This window comes from Occallatibacter sp., assembly GCF_035317045.1.
GTDB lineage: Bacteria > Acidobacteriota > Terriglobia > Terriglobales > Acidobacteriaceae > Telmatobacter.
Genome location: NZ_DATHHT010000012.1, coordinates 20,658 through 39,849, shown reverse-complemented (window position 1 = coordinate 39,849; position 19,192 = coordinate 20,658). Strand labels below are relative to the sequence as shown.

16 protein-coding genes are annotated in these 19,192 nt (G+C 57.4%); 5 read left to right on the top strand and 11 right to left on the bottom strand.

Annotation, left to right across the window (positions count from 1 at the left end):
- Nucleotides 1-50: 50 nt before the first annotated feature.
- The 5 genes from VK574_RS05445 to VK574_RS05425 all read left to right on the top strand — a co-directional run bounded on the left by VK574_RS05445 (nt 51) and on the right by VK574_RS05425 (nt 5,366).
- Nucleotides 51-1,226 carry an AAA family ATPase gene (locus VK574_RS05445; RefSeq protein WP_472798803.1) on the top strand — a complete coding sequence of 392 codons (1,176 nt, stop codon included), beginning with the start codon at nt 51-53 and terminating at the stop codon, nt 1,224-1,226.
- Between the two features lie 52 nt (nt 1,227-1,278).
- Nucleotides 1,279-2,127 carry a phosphatidate cytidylyltransferase gene (locus tag VK574_RS05440; RefSeq protein ID WP_472798802.1) on the top strand — a complete coding sequence of 283 codons (849 nt, stop codon included), beginning with the start codon at nt 1,279-1,281 and terminating at the stop codon, nt 2,125-2,127.
- Between the two features lie 51 nt (nt 2,128-2,178).
- Nucleotides 2,179-3,333, top strand: a complete 1,155-nt coding sequence (gene dxr, locus VK574_RS05435; RefSeq protein WP_472798801.1) for a 1-deoxy-D-xylulose-5-phosphate reductoisomerase — start codon at nt 2,179-2,181, stop codon at nt 3,331-3,333.
- Between the two features lie 57 nt (nt 3,334-3,390).
- A complete protein-coding gene (rseP, locus tag VK574_RS05430; protein ID WP_472798800.1) occupies nt 3,391-4,827 on the top strand; it encodes an RIP metalloprotease RseP in 1,437 nt (478 codons plus the stop codon).
- Between the two features lie 95 nt (nt 4,828-4,922).
- Nucleotides 4,923-5,366, top strand: coding sequence for an acyl-CoA thioesterase (locus VK574_RS05425; RefSeq protein WP_472798799.1), 444 nt, complete (start codon nt 4,923-4,925; stop codon nt 5,364-5,366).
- Between the two features lie 79 nt (nt 5,367-5,445).
- Here the strand turns inward: VK574_RS05425 and VK574_RS05420 are convergent, their stop codons facing one another.
- The 11 genes from VK574_RS05420 to VK574_RS05370 form a co-directional block, all read right to left on the bottom strand.
- Nucleotides 5,446-6,117 (bottom strand): HNH endonuclease, encoded by a 672-nt coding sequence (locus VK574_RS05420; RefSeq protein WP_472798798.1) that lies wholly within the window; start codon nt 6,115-6,117, stop codon nt 5,446-5,448.
- A gap of 48 nt (nt 6,118-6,165) precedes the next feature.
- Entirely contained in the window at nt 6,166-7,260 is a 1,095-nt protein-coding gene (locus tag VK574_RS05415) for a 4Fe-4S binding protein (RefSeq protein WP_472798797.1), read from the bottom strand.
- A gap of 88 nt (nt 7,261-7,348) precedes the next feature.
- Nucleotides 7,349-9,502 carry a VWA domain-containing protein gene (locus VK574_RS05410; RefSeq protein ID WP_472798796.1) on the bottom strand — a complete coding sequence of 718 codons (2,154 nt, stop codon included), beginning with the start codon at nt 9,500-9,502 and terminating at the stop codon, nt 7,349-7,351.
- A gap of 2 nt (nt 9,503-9,504) precedes the next feature.
- Nucleotides 9,505-12,513 (bottom strand): outer membrane beta-barrel protein, encoded by a 3,009-nt coding sequence (locus tag VK574_RS05405; protein WP_472798795.1) that lies wholly within the window; start codon nt 12,511-12,513, stop codon nt 9,505-9,507.
- A 20-nt stretch (nt 12,514-12,533) separates the two neighbouring features.
- Nucleotides 12,534-13,235: a TIGR03435 family protein gene (locus VK574_RS05400; RefSeq protein ID WP_472798794.1), complete on the bottom strand. Its 702-nt coding sequence runs from the start codon at nt 13,233-13,235 to the stop codon at nt 12,534-12,536.
- 222 nt (nt 13,236-13,457) lie between these two features.
- Complete coding sequence (locus tag VK574_RS05395) at nt 13,458-14,414, bottom strand: TIGR03435 family protein (protein WP_472798793.1); 957 nt, start codon at nt 14,412-14,414, stop codon at nt 13,458-13,460.
- Nucleotides 14,415-14,556: 142 nt separating this feature from the next.
- Nucleotides 14,557-15,780: a TIGR03435 family protein gene (locus VK574_RS05390; RefSeq protein ID WP_472798792.1), complete on the bottom strand. Its 1,224-nt coding sequence runs from the start codon at nt 15,778-15,780 to the stop codon at nt 14,557-14,559.
- A 221-nt stretch (nt 15,781-16,001) separates the two neighbouring features.
- On the bottom strand, nt 16,002-16,676 hold the full coding sequence (locus tag VK574_RS05385; protein WP_472798791.1) for an O-methyltransferase: 675 nt from the start codon (nt 16,674-16,676) through the stop codon (nt 16,002-16,004).
- A gap of 60 nt (nt 16,677-16,736) precedes the next feature.
- Nucleotides 16,737-17,726, bottom strand: a complete 990-nt coding sequence (locus VK574_RS05380) for a polyprenyl synthetase family protein (protein WP_472798790.1) — start codon at nt 17,724-17,726, stop codon at nt 16,737-16,739.
- A gap of 21 nt (nt 17,727-17,747) precedes the next feature.
- Nucleotides 17,748-18,248: a YajQ family cyclic di-GMP-binding protein gene (locus tag VK574_RS05375; protein ID WP_472798789.1), complete on the bottom strand. Its 501-nt coding sequence runs from the start codon at nt 18,246-18,248 to the stop codon at nt 17,748-17,750.
- Between the two features lie 76 nt (nt 18,249-18,324).
- Nucleotides 18,325-19,140, bottom strand: a complete 816-nt coding sequence (locus VK574_RS05370; protein ID WP_472798788.1) for a TatD family hydrolase — start codon at nt 19,138-19,140, stop codon at nt 18,325-18,327.
- Nucleotides 19,141-19,192 lie beyond the last annotated feature (52 nt).

Genomic DNA, 19,192 nt, shown 5'->3' with positions numbered 1-19,192 from the left:
CGCCGGATTCACACGCGAGAATCTTCCTCGAGCACGTATCCTTCGATGGAATGATTCACACGCTCGCAGTGTCGGGATATCGCTCTCTGCGCAACCTGGTGTTGCCGCTTGGCCAGCTCAACCTGGTGACGGGAGCAAACGGCACAGGTAAGTCGAGCTTGTATCGTTCTCTTCGCTTACTGGGTGATGCGGCTTTGAACACGGTGGTGGCATCACTCGCCCGCGAGGGTGGATTGCCCTCGACGCTGTGGGCTGGCCCGGAGACGATTGCCCGCAGCGTCCGCAAAAGTGAGTTTCCCGTTGAAGGCACGCCGCGACAAAAGACTGTAAGCTTGAGGCTCGGGTTTGCAGGCGATCCCTACAGCTACTGCATCGATCTTGGTTATCCTCCGCCGGCGCAGGCCGCATTCCCGCTGGACCCGGCTATCAAACGCGAATGCATTTGGCACGGCGGAATCTACCGCAGGGCTTCAGTTTTGGTGGATCGCAACAACCGTCTCGTCCAACTGGCGCCGGGAAAGACCGGCAAACACGAAGAGCCAGTGATCCTGACCAAAGAACTGAACTCAACTGACAGCATGCTGGCCACGATTGCCGATCCGCAACGGGCCCCGGAAATGCTGGCAATGCGCGAGTCGATTCGAGGGTGGCGTTTCTACGAGGGGTTTCGAACCGACTCTACCTCGCCCGTCCGGACTCCGCAGGTGGGCACCTTCACGCCGGTTTTGAACAACGATGGCACAGATCTGCCGGCGGCGCTCGAAACGATTCGCCTGTTTGGCAATCGTGAAGCGCTCAATCGCACGGTGGAGGACGCTTTTCCCGGAAGTCATGTTGAGGTGGATGAGCAAGCGGGACGTTTTGAAGTGCGGTTGCGACAGCATGGGCTCTTGCGAACCCTTGCGGCTGCGGAGCTTTCTGACGGAACACTGCGCTATCTGTTGTGGACTGCGGCATTGCTGACGCCACGGCCACCGGAGTTGATGGTTCTGAATGAACCTGAAACCAGCCTGCACCCGGATCTGCTTCCGGCATTGGCGCGTTTGATCGTCCATGCGGCTGAGACGACGCAACTTGTGGTCGTGTCGCATTCGCAGATTCTCATCCAGGCTCTCGAGCAAAATCCAAAATGCGCCCGATTGCACCTTGAAAAGTCGTTTGGCGAGACGGTTCTCGAGGGCAGAACCCTGTTCAACGCGCCGAAGTGGGAGTGGCCGGTCCGCTAACGACAGCCCGATGTCTCTTGGCCGACCCCGGCGGTGTATTCTCAACCCTGGAATGAAACGAGTTCTGACCGCCCTCATCCTGGCACCCCTGGTGCTGGTCCTGGTGTTCCTCGGCCCCATGTGGCTGATTACGCTGGTGGTTGCCGGTGTAGCTATGCTGGCAGCCTGGGAATTCCTGGCGCTGACGGAGCATCGCGGCGCCAAACCTCCGCGGATCGCCGTATTGGTGGCGATTGCTGCGCTTTTTGGGGGAAATTATGCGGTGTATGTGGGCAGTTTTCAATGGCCTGATGGGACACTGACGCTGTTTGGGATGCTTTCGATCGGTCTTCTAATCTACTGCACATTTGGCTCGCCGGTTGATCGTGCATTGGCAGATGCTACTGCGTCCGTTTTCGCGCTGTTTTACCTCGGTCTGACCTTGATTCCGCTCCCTATGTTGCGGGAAGCCACCAATGGTCCGTCGTTGCTGGCGTTTCTGTTTCTCACGGTGTGGGCCGGCGACACGGTGGCGATGTATGCCGGGCGAATGTTTGGAAAGAGGAAGATGGCGCCAAGTCTCAGCCCCAACAAAACCTGGGTCGGGGCGATCGGATCGGTGATGGGAGCGGTTGCGGTCACTGGAGTCCTGCTCGAACTGAGTTCTTACCTGGCGCAATGGAACTCGGTAAAGCTGTCGTTTGCCGATGCGCCAGTGTGGTATTGGCTGGTTCTGGCGGTGGTAGTGAACGTGGCGGCGCAGGTCGGCGATCTGGCTGAATCCGCATTGAAGCGCTCGGCTGGCGTGAAGGACTCGGGAACGCTCTTGCCGGGACATGGAGGCATCCTCGATCGCATCGATGCCCTTCTGCTGGCTGCGCCAGTGCTGTGGTACGCTCAGATTATCCGCCTGCGATTCTAGGCTTGCGCAATACTCTCGTTTGTTATTGTTGTAAATGGACTTAGCGTAACGTTGAAACGGCTTGCCATTCTCGGTTCCACCGGCTCAATCGGCCAAAGCACCCTATCCATTGTTGAGCAGTTTCCCGACCGGTACCAGGTAGCAACGCTGGCGGCTGGGCGCAATGTCGACGAAGCGTTCGCGCAGGCCGTTCGGTGGCGACCCATGATGGTTTCGCTGGCAACGGAAGAGCTTGCGTGTGAATTGAATGCTCGGCTGAAACAGGCTGGCGTGACCGGAATCGACGTGGTTCATGGAGCGCTGGGGACGGTGGCCTGCTCCACGCACCCGGAAGCGGACTTTGTGGTCTCTGCCATCGTGGGTGTGGCGGGACTTGAGGCAACGCACGCGGCAATTCTTGCCGGCAAGCCTGTGGGACTGGCAAACAAAGAATGCATGGTTGCCGCCGGGGAGATCTTGACGGCTGCGGCGCGTGAACGCAATGTGCCGATTCTGCCGATCGACAGCGAGCACAACGCGGTGCACCAGTGCATGCGTGTGGGCTCGCATGCCGAGGTAAAAGCAATCTGGCTGACCGCCTCGGGTGGGCCGTTCAGAAAAACGCCATTGGCCGACTTTGCCGGGATCACGCCGGAGCAGGCGTTGAAACACCCAACCTGGGTGATGGGTCGCCGGATCACCATTGATTCGGCCACGATGCTCAATAAAGGGCTGGAGATTATCGAGGCATGCCGGCTGTTTGACGTGCAGCCAGACAAGGTTCGGGTCACAGTGCACCCTCAGTCGACGGTGCATTCCCTGGTGGAGTATGTAGATGGTTCGATCCTGGCGCAGATCTCGGTGACGGACATGAGGTTGCCGATTCTGTATGCGCTTGCTTTCCCTGAGAGGCCGGTCTCGACCTTGACCTTTGATCTGTCTGCGCTGCGGCATCTGGAGTTTGAGGAGCCGGATTTTGAGCGCTTTCCCTGCTTGCGCCTTGCCTATGAAGCGGCGGCGAGGGGCGGGGCCCATTGCATCGCACTGAATGCGGCTGATGAGGTGGCAGTGGAAGCCTTTCTGGAGCGCAAAATTCCGTTTACCGGCATTCCGGGTACAATTGAAAAGGTACTTGCGTCCACGCCGGAGTCGCACCCCGCAACCATCGCGGAGGTGCTCGCATCGGACCGGGAAGCGCGTCTAAAAGCTCGTGCGCTGGTTGCCTGAGTCCGCCGATTCGCCTGTGTCGCGACGAGCCCGTGAGAGGTCTGAATTATCTCGTTTATGCACGATTTCTTTATTTCTGCGGTAGCTTTCATCGTTCTTGTCGGCGTCATGGTGGTGGTGCACGAATTTGGCCACTTCCTGGTCGCCAAGCTCTGTGGAGTTCGCGTAGAAGCTTTCTCGGTCGGGTTTGGCCCGCGGCTGTTTGGCATCAAGTATGGTGACACCGACTACAAGGTGTGCCTGTTGCCGCTGGGCGGATTCGTGAAGATGACCGGTGAGAATCCCGGCGAAGTAGTGACACTCCCCGCACCGTCGGGGAATTACAAGGTTCAGAAGACACTTGGGTACGAAGAAGAGTCGCAGAGTTCGGAAGAATCTCTATCTTACGATCCAGGGTCATTCATGGCTCATCCGCGCTGGCAGCGGATGCTCATTGGAGTGGCAGGACCGTTTTTCAATTTTCTGCTGGCCTTTGGGCTGATGTGTGTCTACTTCAACTTCATCAATGAAGTGCCGGATATCCGTACCACGAAACTGGAGTGGGTGACTCCCGGTTCAGCGGCAGATCAGGCTGGCCTGAAGCCTGGCGACGCCATTGCTGCATTCGACAACGTGGCGCATCCCGACTATCAGAAATTTCACGACCTTGTCGGGGACGACGCAAACAAGACCGTCCCTGTCACCGTCGATCGCAATGGCGCCACTTTCCGCACGTCCATTCATCTGCCGGGAAGAATCGACGCATTGCACGACGACCTGAGCAAGGCGGGGATCTTCGTGCAATACACGCAGAGTCCGATTCAAATCGATCAGGTAAGTCCCGGCTCACCGGCGCAACAGGTGGGATTGGTTTCGGGCGACAAGATTGTCGCCGTTGATGGCCATGAATTCCATACCGTATTGCCGCTGGTGGACTACATGCAGACGGGAAAAGGGAAGCCAATCACCCTGACGATCGAGCGCAGGGATGTGACGCTGGCGCCGATCGTGGTTCACCCCTACACGCAGGACGGTGGATGGAGGCTTGGATTTCTTCCCGCCGGGCCGGAAAACGTACCGGTGCGCGCCGAACCGATGGATTTTGCGAGCGCAATCGGGGAATCGCGCGACTTCTGTGCGGAGAACTCGCTGCTGATCGTGAACGTACTGAAGAAACTGCTGACGCACCAGGTCTCAGTGAAGCAGCTTTCCGGCCCGGTCGGCATCGCAGTCGCTGCCGGGCAGGCTGTGAAGGAGCCCTATTGGTCGGCAAAGTTCGGCCTGGCAGCGAGCATCAGCCTGAACCTTGGGATCCTTAACTTGCTTCCGTTCCCGATTCTGGATGGCGGCCTGATTCTGCTGCTCATGATCGAGAGCATTATGCGGCGCGACATCAGCATGATAGTGAAGGAGCGCATCTACCAGGCTGCGTTTGTGGTGCTGGTGGCTTTCTTTGCGTTCATCATGTTTAACGACGTCAGCAAGCTGCAGATTTTCTCGCACCTCAAGCCGTAAAACAGTTGTCAGTTTTCAGTGATCAGTTTTCAGTCCTGATGCAGAGAGATACTGAGGACTGATAACTGTGAACTGAAGACTTGGAGGCTTGCCCGATGCCAGTGATTACCCACCAGGTGCGCGTGCGTTACGCAGAGACGGATCAGATGGGCATCGTCTACTACGCCAACTACCTTGTCTGGTTTGAGCTGGGGCGCGTAGAACTGCTGCGCTCGCTCGGACTGGCGTACAGCCAACTGGAAAAAGAGCACGAATGCATTCTGCCCGTGGTTGAGGCTACGTGCAGGTATCGATCTCCGGCGAAATACGATGATGAGATTCTGATAGAGACGCGTCCTGCCATGCTGCGGGGATCGGTGCTGAAGTTTGCCTATCGCATTCTGCGCAAGAATTCTGACGGTACAGAGCCTGGGCTACTGGCGGAAGGCGAGACGGTGCACGTAGTGTGCGACGACCAGCTGAAGCGGAAGGCGCTCCCGGAGCACTACGCGGCGGCGCTGCGAGAGTTGCTGCCCGAACGTCACAGCCACACGAAGTAAGAGCCAGTAGCCTGGGGCATGAGCGTCGGGAAGGATCCGGTTCTGTTCTCGATACAAAACCCAGTTTTATCTCTAACGCTTACGATGGCTGTTTTTGTGAGCGTGAATTGCAATCGGCGCAGGTGGTCATCAGGTTTTCGGCGCTGTCGTCGCCGCCATCGGCGGGTGATTTCAGGTAATCCGTGGTTGCGGTGAACCGGGTGAGTTGCTTTTGGCATCTGCGGCAGGTGTATCTGTCGCGCTCGAAAACCTGCATACGCTTTTCGTGCGGGCCCTTGTTGGACAAGGGGAACAATGCCGTCTCTTCGGCGAGGCGCTCGGCGCGAAATTTGCGGCATGCCTCGATCTCGTCGGGGATAAGGACGCGATAGAGGGTTCCCTGGCGATTGGGTTCGCCCATCTTCTGGATTGCGCCAATCTCTTCGAGTGCGTGAAGCGTGTCCTGCACCTTGCTGATCGAGATGTTGTTTTCGGCGGCATTGGTGTAGGACGATTTGACCACAGCACGGCGCAGGCTGCTGCGGCTGACGCGAATCTGCGGGTTACCATCCTTCGCGATGGAATGGCGAAAGAGGAACCAGTAGAAGGCCGCGTCGTAGGCAGTAAGAATGGGTTGGAGGTCGTCGACGATTTCGCCGATGATGTCGGGCAATTCGAGGGCCGAGAAGCCCGCGTCGCCCTGGGGAGAGGATGCGTTCTCCATTTCCAGCTCAGCCAGAAGCTGGCGTATCTTTTCGATGCGCGGATTCATTGGAGAGCATTCTACCTCTCTCAGCTGCGAACCGACCCTCGCGATTGCCTACATGCCAGGGTGCGATAGCTGGTTGGCGTGGGGAACCAATTGCATGTAGACCGACTGGGGCAGATTGGTCTGCCAGTGATTGGTGGCGCGGGCGAAGAGAACCACGCCGAAGAAGATATATGCAAGAACTGCGCAGAAAGCCAGGGGAGTGACTACACGCCGGCGCCAGCGTTCGCGAGAGGTATGGGCGCGGCGCGGCGGAAGCGCGAATTGCAGCGCCTCCTGCGTGGAACAGGCCGCTACACACTCCAGGCAACCGGTGCATTCAACGGTGCGAATCTGAATCAACGTGTCGACCTGGATTCCGGCGGGACATGCCTTGGCGCACTTGCCGCAGTCGATGCAGGCTTCCTGATCGCGCCGGATTTTTACAGGGCTCAACAAGGAAGCCAATCCCATGATCGCGCCGTAAGGGCAGAGATAGCGGCACCAGAAGTTCTGTACCAGCGCAGAGAGCAATATCAGCAGGCCGACGACAGTGACGGCTGTGAGGCCGATGTCGCGGAAGAAATTCAGCATTTTGACATCGGCGACGAGACCATACGGTGTCGCCATGAAGTCTTCGAGCGCCGCAGCCGACATGACACCGATGACTGCGACGAAGAGGAAGAGCAACACGTACTTCAAACCGCGCAATGAAATGTCGAACCAACGCGGGAGACGCAAATTACGGCCGAAGATGCGGCGGCCAAGCCTCCACAGGAATTCAGAGAACGTGCCGACTGGGCAGAGCCAGGAGCAGAATGCCTTTTTGAGAAAGAGACTCATCAGCATGAAGCCGATGAAGAGGAACATGGCGGCAGGATGGATCTGTGGAACATGGCCGGTCATCAGTAGGTATTTCGTGTTCATCAGGCCGGCAATGGGAAGCCAGCCTTCAACTCCGGCTGGCCGCGAAACTAGCAAGCCGGTTCCACCGTGTTCAAAGTAGCGCGTCCAAAGGTAGAACTGGAGGCCGAGCCAGCCATTCAAGATCAGGAACACGCCCTGAACTATGTGACGCGCGCGCTGGGAATGATCTGGTGCAGTGCGGCGGATAAAGGCTTTCTTAGGTTTCGGAAATTGCAGCGGTTGAATGGGTTGTGTGGCCATAATCTATTTCTCTTAAGCACACCTTACCTGCACCCCGCGAGACGGGCAGCGACTTAGGTCACAGGAGGCGGACTGCAGTTTATGCAGATCATTGTGCAATGACGACTGGTGCGCGCCAGAAAGCGGCTTTTCCGGTCGAGGGATCAAGAACGGTGACCTGGCACTCGTATTGTCCTGGCTTGAGATTTGCGGCGCTTACGTCGAAGTTGAGTGGCGTTATGCCAAGACGCGTTGCAGCATTGGGAGCAACCGCGATGGGCTGTGTCCTCAGCGCTTCAGCGCCATTGTTGTAAAGCGTCACGAAAGCCATCAAAGGTTGCGGGCTTGGCGGGGCGGCATTTGGTGCACTGCTCGACGGAGCAGCGGCGGGTGATTTGTAAGCCTGCAGATATACGTAGATATCGCGATTCTGGCTGAAAACGCGGGTTACGCTGGGCACAAGTTTCTTGCCATTCTGCACCAGGGGATTCACGGCGTCGTCCTTGGCGCGATCCTTGGCTTTTGCGGCATCGTAGATCGCATCTTTCAACTCGACGCGCTGGCTGCTCAAGACCACTGAACTGATGGGAACGCGTTTATCTTCCTTGTTTAGATTTGGGATTACGAATGTCGTCTGGTAGGTTCCGATCCGGCCCGTCTCGTCGTCGCGCGCGAGGAACTTGATCATGTATTTGCCGGGCAGGAGCGTGAATCCTGTGTCGTATTCGATGGGGCGATGCGCGAGTTCGGCGGCCGTTGCGTCGGAGAGCTTGATGTTCACGAAGTCGCGGACGTTCGACACCGTGGTGCCGCCGACCATGTCCTTGATTTCGCCGACGAAGTCGATCAGCGTGTGCTCGGCGCCTCCGCGCTTGGCCAATGCTAGTTCGCGACCAGGAATTTTGACGATGATGGGCACAAAGTATTCGGCGCGATTGAGCTGAAAGTGGTCGATCTCCATGGCGATGGAGAGTTCGGTCACGGGATCCTCGAGCATCAGGGCATCTTCGAGCTGGCGCTCCTTATCGACGGCAGTGAATTTGCTGAATTCCTTGTCGGCGTAGTAACCCTGGCGATAATCCAGCTTGGCTTCGAGATTCTGATTGAGCGCAATCTTCACGCGACGAAAGCGGCCGTTCTTGGCAGGATTCGTCGTGTAGTAGCCGATGATGTAGTAGTCGGAGATGGCATCCTGCGCGTTGACAATTCCGCTGTCGAGGTCGTTGGTATCGAGCAGCGCTTTTCCACCGGTGTCGGCGGCCAGGGAATAGAGCGTGTCCTGTGAGTACTGGAAACTGGCAGTCAGGGCGTTGGCTGCGGCGCCGGTGTAGATGCCGGAATTTCCCTGTGAGCCTTGCGTTGCATCGCCGAGCGGCGCCTGTGCAACGAGACCGCGGGCATCGATTGGCCAGAATGTTACACCGGATCTGATCGCGGCATCGACGGTGGCATGCATCTGCGCCTGGTTGTCGATGCCGTTAAGCCGCATACCGCCGGCAAAGTAAATCAGCGACTTCTTCTCGTTGAGCTGGCCGAGCATCTTGGCAGCAGTCTGCAAAGCGGAGAGCTGCCGATCGGTGTTAAAGATGTTGAACTCGCTGTCGTCCTGGCCGAAGGCCGCGCCAGTATCGGAGGCGCTTGCATCGTCGACATCTTCGGCTGAATCCTGGCCCTCGCCGACGATCATGGTCTCAAGAATGCTGAGCAACCGATCGCGATCCTGGGTAAAGTCCTGCAGAATGTCAACTGAGCCGGTGTTGTAGCGCATGATGGCAACGAAGTCGGCGGAGGTCATCTGCGTGCGGATGAATTGTTCGGCCGCCTGAAGAGAGCGCAACTGGTCCGCAGGCCGCATGGCCGACATGTCGAAATAGAGAGCCAGCAGGCGGCGATTCTTGTAGCGTTCGTTATCCGTGGTTTCGGGCGCAATTTTCTCGTGCGCCAGTCGCTTGTATATTTTCAGGTTCTCGTCGCTGCGATTCGATGGGGGTAGTGGCTTCGCAGTTTCAGACAGGTCCTGGTGCTCGCAGAACTTGATGGTCTGGGGGATGTTGTCCTCGGTCACAATGAAATCCTTCGCAGTGAGGCCACGAACAGGATTGCCCTGCTTGTCTTTCACGACGACTGCTTCGACAACGAGCTGCACCTTGACCGACATGGTGAAGTTGTCCTGTCCGTCGGCAGAACGATTCTGGCCAATCTGCTGCGCGGTCGATGAGGCGACAAAGATGGGAGCGAGAAGCAACGCGGCAAGTTTGCGCATCGTCAGAACCTCACCCGCATGGTGGCTTGCAGACTGCGCATCGGATTGACTGCCTGTGGCAGGCCGAATTGCGCGCTTTCCAGCGTGGTAACCCAGCTGCCGAAAACAGCGTGATTCATCAGGTTCGTTGCATCGATGCGCGCGTCAAGGTAAAAGTGTTTGCTGGGGCGAAATGTGCGTTGCATGGCTCCGTCGAGGCTGAACTGGCTTGGTCCGGTGATGGAGTTTCTACCAGCTGAACCCCACGCGCCGGCGGCAGGTGCGGCAAAGGCCGCCGAGTTGATGTGGGCGCCATTCTGTCCGGCGTATATCGGGGCGCCCGTGAGACTCGGCCGCAGCGGACCGATCCAGCCGGTTCCCGGCACAGCTACAGGAATTACAGGCGTTTCAGGCATGCCCGTACCGACATTCAATTGCGTCAGCAGGGTCCACTCTTTCAGAGCCCGACCACGCCAACCGCCGAACAACGTTCCGCCCTCGAGGCCCTGGCCCGTGGTGTATTGCGCTTGCAGACTAAGGAGATGGCGCTGATCGAAGGAGGACAAGGCTCGCTCGGCTTTCAGGTCGAGCCAGTCCTGCGCGATCTGCGCGCTTGCGGAGGATGAGGCAGAGGAGCCGGCTGAGAAGTCAGTTTGCAAAGCACTGGACTGATGACCCTGGCCGCCGAGCATTGCGTCATCGTCAATCGATTTCGAATAGGTATAGAGGAGGGTTGCGGCAAATCCGGCGCGCAACCTGCGGCGCAACTGAAGCTGGCCGGACTGCCGTGTCGAATTTCCGCCGGAAGTTTCGTAGACGAATCCGGCGGGGCAACCAGGGCAGGGATCGACGCCACCGAGCGGATAGCTATTGGGCAGGAACTCCTGAACGCCATGCGTACCTTTTACGCCGAGGTAGGTTGCTGTCATTTGCAGCGCCCATGGCATGTCGCGCTGAATGGAGACCTGCCAGGTTTGCGCGTAGCCGACGCGGAAGTTGGGATCGATGGCGAAGGTATCGGATGTAGTGGTGTCACATTGCGTGAAGCCGTTGGCGAGAGTGAGCGGGCAGGACGGCGAGTTCTGTTCTCTCACGCTCTTTGAAAGCGGCGCCTGCTGTGCGAGCTGAAGCATAGGCGAAACATAGACCGAGGTATCGTGATAGATGCCGTATCCTCCGCGAACGACGATGGTGGAAGCGGGGATCGGCCGCCACGAAACGCCGATACGCGGCTCAATGCCGAGCCGATCGGATCGTACAAGCGAATCAGGATATTTCTGACCGGTAACGGTTCCCACGGGATTCGAGGCCAGGACCGGCGCCGCTTGCGTAAAGCCTTGAGTCACGTCGAGATTCACAAGGCGATCCTTCAGCTCTGTCATCGGCGCGCCATACTCCCAGCGCGCGCCTGCATTGATCGTGAGAATAGGCAGCACGCGCCAGTCGTCGGTGGCGTACGCGTCGTAGACGGTCTGCCGGAAATATTTGTCGGCGTTGCCAAACGCTATCGAGCTGGCATCTGGAACGCTAGTGAGGAAGTCGGCAAAATCGGATCCGGTTGCCGCACCGGTGAATGTGAAACTACCGCGCGGGTCCTGCTGGAAGTAGTCGTTGAACTCCTGCTTGCGCAGATCGCCGCCAACGGTGATGTTGTGGTGGCCGCGAAAGAAGTTGATGGAAGCCGAGTAGCCGTCAGTTCGATTGCGATTGAAAGCGCTTTGCGCGTCGGAGAGAGCGGCGATTCCGCTGGAGAAGGTCAGTGCCGGTGGACCCCAATTCGCGGCGTCCTGATCGTTGCCAGAGATGCCGGCTGCTGCGGAGATGTTCTGTTTGTTGTCAAATTCAGGCCGTACCAGCATGCGCAAGCGGCTGAAGTGGTAGCCGAGGTTGAGGAAAATATGCTGGTTCAGCCGGTGCGACCAATCGGCGTTGGTATTGAGTCCGAATGTGTCGGTAGTGTCGACAAAGTTGAAGAGGTTGACACCATCGGCGCGGATGCTTTGAAAATTGAAGTTGCCCCAAAGGCTATCTCTTCGACCCAGCGTCCTATCGAGTCGCGATTGCAGATTGTCCTCGTGGCTGCTGTTGAGCACGGGAATCTGGAAATTGTATGACGGATTGCCTGAGACGTTGGGCAGAGGATAAAGCTGCAACAGGGCCGCTGCCTCGGGACTCACAGTGAACGTAGTGCCATCGACAGTGCCCAGACGTTCGTCAAGCGTGGGAACCAGTGCTGAATCGGTTTGTGCGGTGTGATTGCGCGTCCACTGGTAGCCGACAAAGAAGTTTGGACCGCGTGGAAGGAGGCGCGGAATTCTAATTGGGCCGCCAATTGTAAATCCTGCGGTGATGCGGTCGTAGGCCGGCTTCGGTGTTGAAAATCCGCTGAGCGAATACTGTCGCGCATCAAGCACAGAATTATCGAGGATCAGACCGAAGCCGCCATTGTAGAGGCTCTTGGTATTGAAGCGGCGATTGCCAAAGGCCTGGTTCAGCGAGAACTGCGAGGTGGCTGCATTGTTGACGCTGCCGTTGACCAGGAATCCGTCGGAGCTTTGCTGGTTTGCATCGTCCGGCGGTTTCGGCATCTCTGCCGGTGGCTGCGGCGCTGCTCCGTTCTCCGGCTTCTTTTCCGTCGCGGCCTGCAAAGCGGGTTTCGATGCGGATGGCTGTGGCGGAAGCGCTTTGGCGAGGGCCTGCAACTGATCTGTGGGGAGCAACTTCAGTTCCCACTTAGCGGCCGGCATTTTCGGCGCAATCGTCACATCGGCGTCGGCAGTCTCAAAGCAAAGCATCCTGACTTCAATCTTCCATTGCCCATCGGAAAGATCGTCGAAGTGGAAGACTCCGCCTTCATCGGACGTGATGCTGATGGTTTTGTCGCCCTGTGTCGCGGTGATGGTAGCGCCGGGAACGGGCAGACCCCCGAATGTGATCTGGCCGAAGTATTTGGAAGCACGGGCAAACGACGAGGTGCAAAGGCACAGCAGCACAGGGATCAACAATTTCGTGAACCAGCGCCACTGCGTCATTCGTGCACTCCAGTAATTGATCAATTTGGAGAAGGCCGTTCGATATGGTCAATGATCAAGACGTCTACCGGCCTTTTCTGCATTTCCAGCTTCAAACCTAACTGTTCTTTCATCGCTGTGAAGAGGGATGGGCCCGACGACTCCGCATGGGCTTGGTCATCGGGCGTCCATGTAAGCGAGTAGTCATAGGTCCCTCCGAGCCCGCTCTCGTCGCGCACCATGCAGTTCAGCTGATTCTCAAGTTCTTCAACCAACTGCCACATGTATGTGGAGTGCGACTGCATATTTCCGGGCTCCAGCGGGGCGAACATGTGCGGACCCTGACTTGTCGAAACGAGCTTAGCCAGCTTTAAGCGCGGACCGCCCTTCGCAATGGAAAGCACATAGACAGCAGAGGTTCTAGACTCACGGTGATAGCGAAGATTGAAACGCTCGACGATCAGAGCCTGCAGCGCCAGTCGCTGCTGGTCCACCGGGAGTTTCTTCCACTGTGCGACCTCGGCTTCATCGACTTTGGCTTGGATGTCATAGCGCTCAGACTTTACCCATCCGGGCTCTCCAATCAGGCGGTCGTCGCCATATTCATGCAAACCCAGGAATGCTGTGTGCAAAATTGCATGCAAAGGGAAGCCCTTGATGTATAGGCCGTCAGGCGTGAACCAAAAGCTGCGAACGAGATCGCTTGACCGATCGGGTCGGACAGATGAGACTTCGAACTGCATTTGCCGCGGGTTTCTTTCGGCTTGTAGGGAGGCGTGCGTGGGAGGTGCGCATGGGGGCGCGAGGCACAAGGCCGAGAGGCCTGCCGCAGCAAGCCATGGTCGCGCGCAAAAGCTGAGCATCCCTCTCAACCCTGAGACCCCCACGTTGCTCTTCTGACTTGCTCGTTGACCTCGACGGACCCCTAGTTGGTTAGACACCTGCGACTTCGATGTTGTTCCCGGTCAATTCTGTGAAGGTAGATCGATGTGATCGATCACGATCACGTCCACCATGCCCTTCGAGGCTTCGAGTTTCAATCCGAGCTGTTCTTCGAGGGCCGTAAGCAATGTTGGTCCTCCGGCGTCGGGTGAGATGTCGCCCTTGCCTGGCCCGGCATCGCCACCCATCGGCGTGCCTACATCATCCGGAGTCCACTGCAGAGTGAAGTCGTAGTTTCCGGTCAGGTCGGTCTTGTTCACCACGGTGCGGCCCAACTGCTGTGCGAGGATATGGGCCAGCATTTCCGTGGTGGTTCCCGTCGACTCGAGGTGTCCCCGGCCGTTCATCATCAGGCTATGTCGGCCCATGCGGGGCTTGTCCTTTGCAGCGCCATCTTCCGGCTTCGGCGCACCGTCTGCTTTAGGAGGATCGTCCGGTGCCGACGCTTTCATCTTCAGCCCACCCTTCGCGACAACCAGCGCGTACATCGGCAACTCGCGGGTTTCGTGGTGATACTTCAGGTTGAATCGATCCTCAAGTAAAGGCAACATCATCGCCCTTCGCTGATCGAACTTCATGTCTTTCAGTTTGGGCGCGTCTTCCGCGTCGACCTTTGCCTCAATGTCGAAGCGGTTTTTCACCCAGCCTGGCTCTCCGAGGATGCGGTCATCTTCCACTCCGAAAGCTTCGCCAAGCAACATCTTCATGGGGACACCATTGATGGAGATGCCATCGGGTGTAAACCTCAACATGCTGTTATCGGAGGGCGCGGCGGGCTTGACGGTCGACACCTCAAACTTCGGCAAGTCGGGCTTAATACTGCTTGTGGAGGGGGAGGGGCTGGTTACCGACTTCTCCATGGTGGCATTGGGAGAGGGGGTAGATTGGCCACGCAGCTGACCGAGGGATGAAAGCCACAACGCCGCGATCAGCAAAGAAATCGGCAGATGCTTCAGGTGTCGTCTCACGCGTTCGCTCATGGTAGATACCTCGGATGAGAATGGGTGTCCAATTGCGACACCGGATCGTGATTCTGGGGTAAGGGGGAGACCAATTGTAAGACGAAGGAAGCCCCTTTTTCGTTTGCAGAAGCTGGACCGCCAACCTTGGAATCTTTCAGCCCTAGTTGGCAGTCGGCTTCTCTGCATGATCGATCACGATTACATCGTCGGGAACCTTTGCAGGTCCCATCTTCAGCCCAAGTTGTTCCTGAATCGCGGTGTAGAGACCCGGAGCAGCATTCGCCTCATCTGTGGGAGGCTGTATGGTCACACCGGCTCCTCGAAACTGGCCAAACTGGGATTCGTCCGGGGTCCATTTCAATTCGAAATCGTATCTGTCTGGGAGTCCGGTTTGATCCACCACTGGCCTGTCCGTGACGCTGGACTGCATCCATGTCGCAAAATCCGCCATGGTCTGGTTTCTTACGACCAAGTCACCAAGTTGCCGGAAGAAAAAAGCTGGCGTGTCGTTCGGACCGGCTGTGCTCTTTCTCATCTTTGGTTCTCCACTCGCGACGCTGACGACGTAAACTGCAAGCTCCTTCTTATCGTGATGAAAGGTCAGCATGAAGCGTTCCGCCAGCAGCTTCTGGACCATTCCGGCCATCTGTTTTTGGCTAGGTCGTCCCGGGGTGTCGGGCTTCGCCTCGATGTCATAGAGATCGGTGCCGAACCAATCTGGCGCGCCCAAAATCTGCTTGGAATGGAGACCATATGCGAATGCAATCAGATCATTCAGATTGGTGTTCACGGTTCTGAAACGATCCGCCCCGAAGCCAAAGCCTTTGCCGGGTCTATTGGGGACACTCGGCTTGATTGTCGCCACTTCAAAAGTGGGATTGGCATCCGCGGCCATCTGCGGGACCGGTGGAGGTGGAGTTGGAATGGTCCATTCGGTTTCCGGGGTCGCACGGGTCAGCACGAGAGGAAGTGGACTTGGCCCCTGGCTCCAGCTGCCATCAATGGTCTTGCCGTCGGCGCTTAGATTCCCCTGAAACGTGCCACCGATCAGCTTTAGCGACATTTTGACGTTCTGGCCCGTCAACGTGACCGAATCCAAAGTGAGTGGCTGACCACCTTGATCGATGCTGTAGAAGGCACCCTTGTACCCTCCTTTGTCGTCCTTGGTGACTTTGACAACGACTCGCAAATCCCGGCCGGCATGCAAAGTGCCCTGCCATGTATCCACGATATCGCGCGGCGAAGCTGGAGCGGCCTGGGCTGCGACGGGCGGGGCCTGAGCGGTCGTGGGCGAGGCCTGGGCTTGCACGACGTCAAAGTGGCCGCCACATGTGGCCAGGGCAAGAAGAAGGGACACGAAGGAACTGGAGGCAATCAGAATCATTTTGCGAACTCGAGGCACGACAGGGTGGTCATCGTTGTGGAATTTCCTTTGTTTGGGCTGGTTCGCAAAGGAGAAGTCACGTTCCAGCGAATTTTCCGGACGTGCTGAGGATACACGCGATAGATGCAAATCCACGCGAATTCTCGACGACTGTCCGTTATCGAACAGCAATGGCGTCTGATTGCAATTGCGATTTGAAATATCGATTGTGCCGCTTGTCATCAAAGAACGACGGAGATTGCAAATCCGTCGTAGCCCTTCATGCCAACGGTCTGAAGCACAGTCGTGCTGAGTCGAGGCTCGACCGCAATCAACTCCGTAAAGCGGCGGACGCCCTGGATATTGGGGTCCGGGCTTGCAGGGTCGATTACTTCGCCGTCGCGCACCACGTTGTCGGCGATGATGAGTGTGCCGGGATGCGAGAGTTCGATGGACCATCGCAGATATTCCGGATAGCCGGATTTATCGGCGTCGATGAAGATGAAGTCGAAGGGCGCGGCGCGTTCGTTTACAAGAGCTGCGAGAGTGTCGGCGGCTCGACCGATGCGGAGTTCGACACGGTCGGCAAGACCGGCTGCTTCGAGATTTTTCTTCGCGACTGCAGCGTGATGTGATTCGAGTTCGAGAGTGACGACGAGTCCATCATCCGGAAGTGCGCGAGCGAGCCAGAGTGTGCTGTATCCGCCGAGCGTACCGATCTCGAGAACGCGGCGCGTGCGAGTCGCGCGGACAAGCAATTCCAGGAACTTGCCTTGCAGCGCTGTTACGTCAATCGAAGGCAGATTTGCTTTTCGATTTTCCTCGAGCGCGGAGTCGAATCCCTCGCCGGGAGCAATCAACGCATCGGAGAAATATTGGTCGACCTGTTTCCAGATTTTCTTTGCTTTTTTGGGCAAGGCTCAGCCTCCGGGGATTGAGTGACCTCTACGTTGGAATTTTACCGGAGACGCTGAGTCCTACTTATCGCGCGCAACCACAAAATCGGGGACCCAAAGCAGTGCGCGTTTGAAGTCAGAGTCAGGCTGGGAAGCGAGTGCCAGGCGCGATTGCACCGCGTAGCGATCGGCGGCGGCCATGGCGTATTCGACAGAGCCATTCCGCCGCAAAATCTCGCGGATCTGCTCCCTGCTCACGTATTCAAAGCTGCGATCATCAAGCACACGCTGAATCGTCTGGCGTTCGCGCGCAGTGCCATGATCGTACGCGTGAATGACGGCGAGCGTGGTTTTGCCTTCGCGCAAATCACTGGCGACAGGCTTGCCAAGGACTTCTTCAGTCGCGGTGAGATCGAGCACGTCGTCGACAATCTGAAAGGACAGGCCAACGGCTCGCCCATACGCTGCAAGCTTTTCTTCCTGTGCTTCGGTAGCACCGGCGAGCACGGCGCCTAGCCGCATGGAGGTCGAGAAGAGGCATGCGGTTTTACGGAAGATGAGGTCATAGTACTCGGCTTCAGAAACAGCTTTGCCAAGTTTCTGGATCTGCAGCAATTCGCCTTCGACCATCTGCTGCGTCAGACCGATGAGCAGTTCGAGTACGCGCAGATTCTTTTCTTCGAGTGCGACCTTGAAGGCTTGCATGTAGAGCCAGTCGCCGGCGAGGACGCATTTTTCGTTGCCCCAGGTTGTATTGGGAGACGGACGGCCACGACGGGTTGATGCGCCGTCAATAATGTCGTCGTGGACGAGAGTCGCGGTGTGCACCATTTCCACGACTGCGCCGAGACGGATTGCGCTGGGGCCGGTGTAGTCAAGCAGATGTGCCGCGAGCAATAGCAATGAGGGGCGAATGCGCTTGCCGCCACCTTCACGAAGGTACTCGGCAATCTCGGTGATAGTGCTGACGCTGGAGGCCGCATCGCGCCCCAACTCCTGCTCGATCGCTACGAGGTCTTCTCGCAGCAGTTCGAAAACCTCTTTCGCCGTTGCTATTGCCAGGGTGCTCAATGGTCTCCGAGTCTCGCAGGATCAGTTCGTGCGATAGTTCGTGAAAGTCAGTTCCACGCCGAGATCTTTGCCCCGTAGTGCGGCAATAATTGCCTGAAGGTCGTCTCGGTCTTTGCCCGATATTCTCACAGAATCGCCTTGAATGCTCGCCTGCACTTTCCTTTTCGAGTCCTTGACGATTCGCACAATCTCTTTGGCTTTTTCAGTGGGAATGCCCTGCTGGAGGCTGATCTTCTGGCGTACGCTCTGGCCAGCCGCCTGCTCGACCTTGTCATAGGTGAGATTCTTGAGAGACACCCCACGTTTCACAAGCTTTTGCCCGAGGATTTCCTTTACGGCCTCAAGCTTGTACTCGTTTGACGAGGCCATTTGGATCGCATCGTTGCCTTCAAGATTGATTTCGGAATGGGTGTCTTTCAGATCGAAGCGCTGACGGATCTCTTTCATCGCCTGGTCGATGGCGTTGCGCACTTCCTGGATGTCGACTTTGCTGACGATATCGAATGAATTGTCCTGGGCCATGATTCCGTTCCTCAAATGCCTGGGTTGCTTTTGGTTCCGCTCTGCACTGGCGGTGCAACAATATCAGTTTCCCACGTCAGACCGTCAGGTTGAACAATCGGGCGAAGTTTTTGGTCGTTGCAAGAGAGATTTCTTCACTGGTGAGGTGGTGCAATTCTGCGAGTGTCTGTGCGGTCTGGGTGACAAAGGCCGGCTCGTTGCGCTTGCCCCTCAGCGCGGCGGGAGCCAGCCAGGGTGCATCGGTCTCAACAAGGACTCCGTAAATCGGTACGCGGGCTGCGACGTCCCGCAGGGGCTGTGCCTTGGGGTAGGTTAGATTTCCGGCAAGAGAGATCAAAAAGCCGAGATCGAGAGAGCGACGCGCCTGTTCCCAACCTCCGCCGAAACAGTGCATTACGCCGCCGAGGCCGGTTGAAGCCCAGTGTTCGTCGAGGACTTCGAAGAGGTCGTCCCAAGCGTCCGTCACGCCGTCCTTTGGGCGGCAATGAATGAGAATGGGCCGTTTGCGCGGGGCAGCAATTTTAAGCTGAGCGATAAGCCCTTCGCGTTGAACGGGATGAGCCGCGCCTTCGTGGTAGTAATCGAGACCGATTTCGCCGCACGCGATGACTTCTGGTTCGGCGAGCAAACTGTCAAGTTTGGCTAAAGCGGCATCGTCGGCTTCGGCAGCATTGTGTGGATAGATTCCTGCGCTGGCGTAGAGGCGCGGCATGCCAGCCTTGCCGTTGAATTCGCGGCAAATTTCAAGAGCCTGATGCATTTCTGAAGGGTTTTCGCCGATGCCAATGGACAGCACCGCGCCTACGCCGGCCTCTGCCGCACGTTGCAGCATCTGCTCGCGGTCGTCGTCGTAGCGGGAGCTATCGAGATGCGCATGGGAATCGATCAGCAAGCAAAGGCCTCCAGCGAGTTCAGGCGGCTTGTTCCAAGCGCCCGTACTCCAT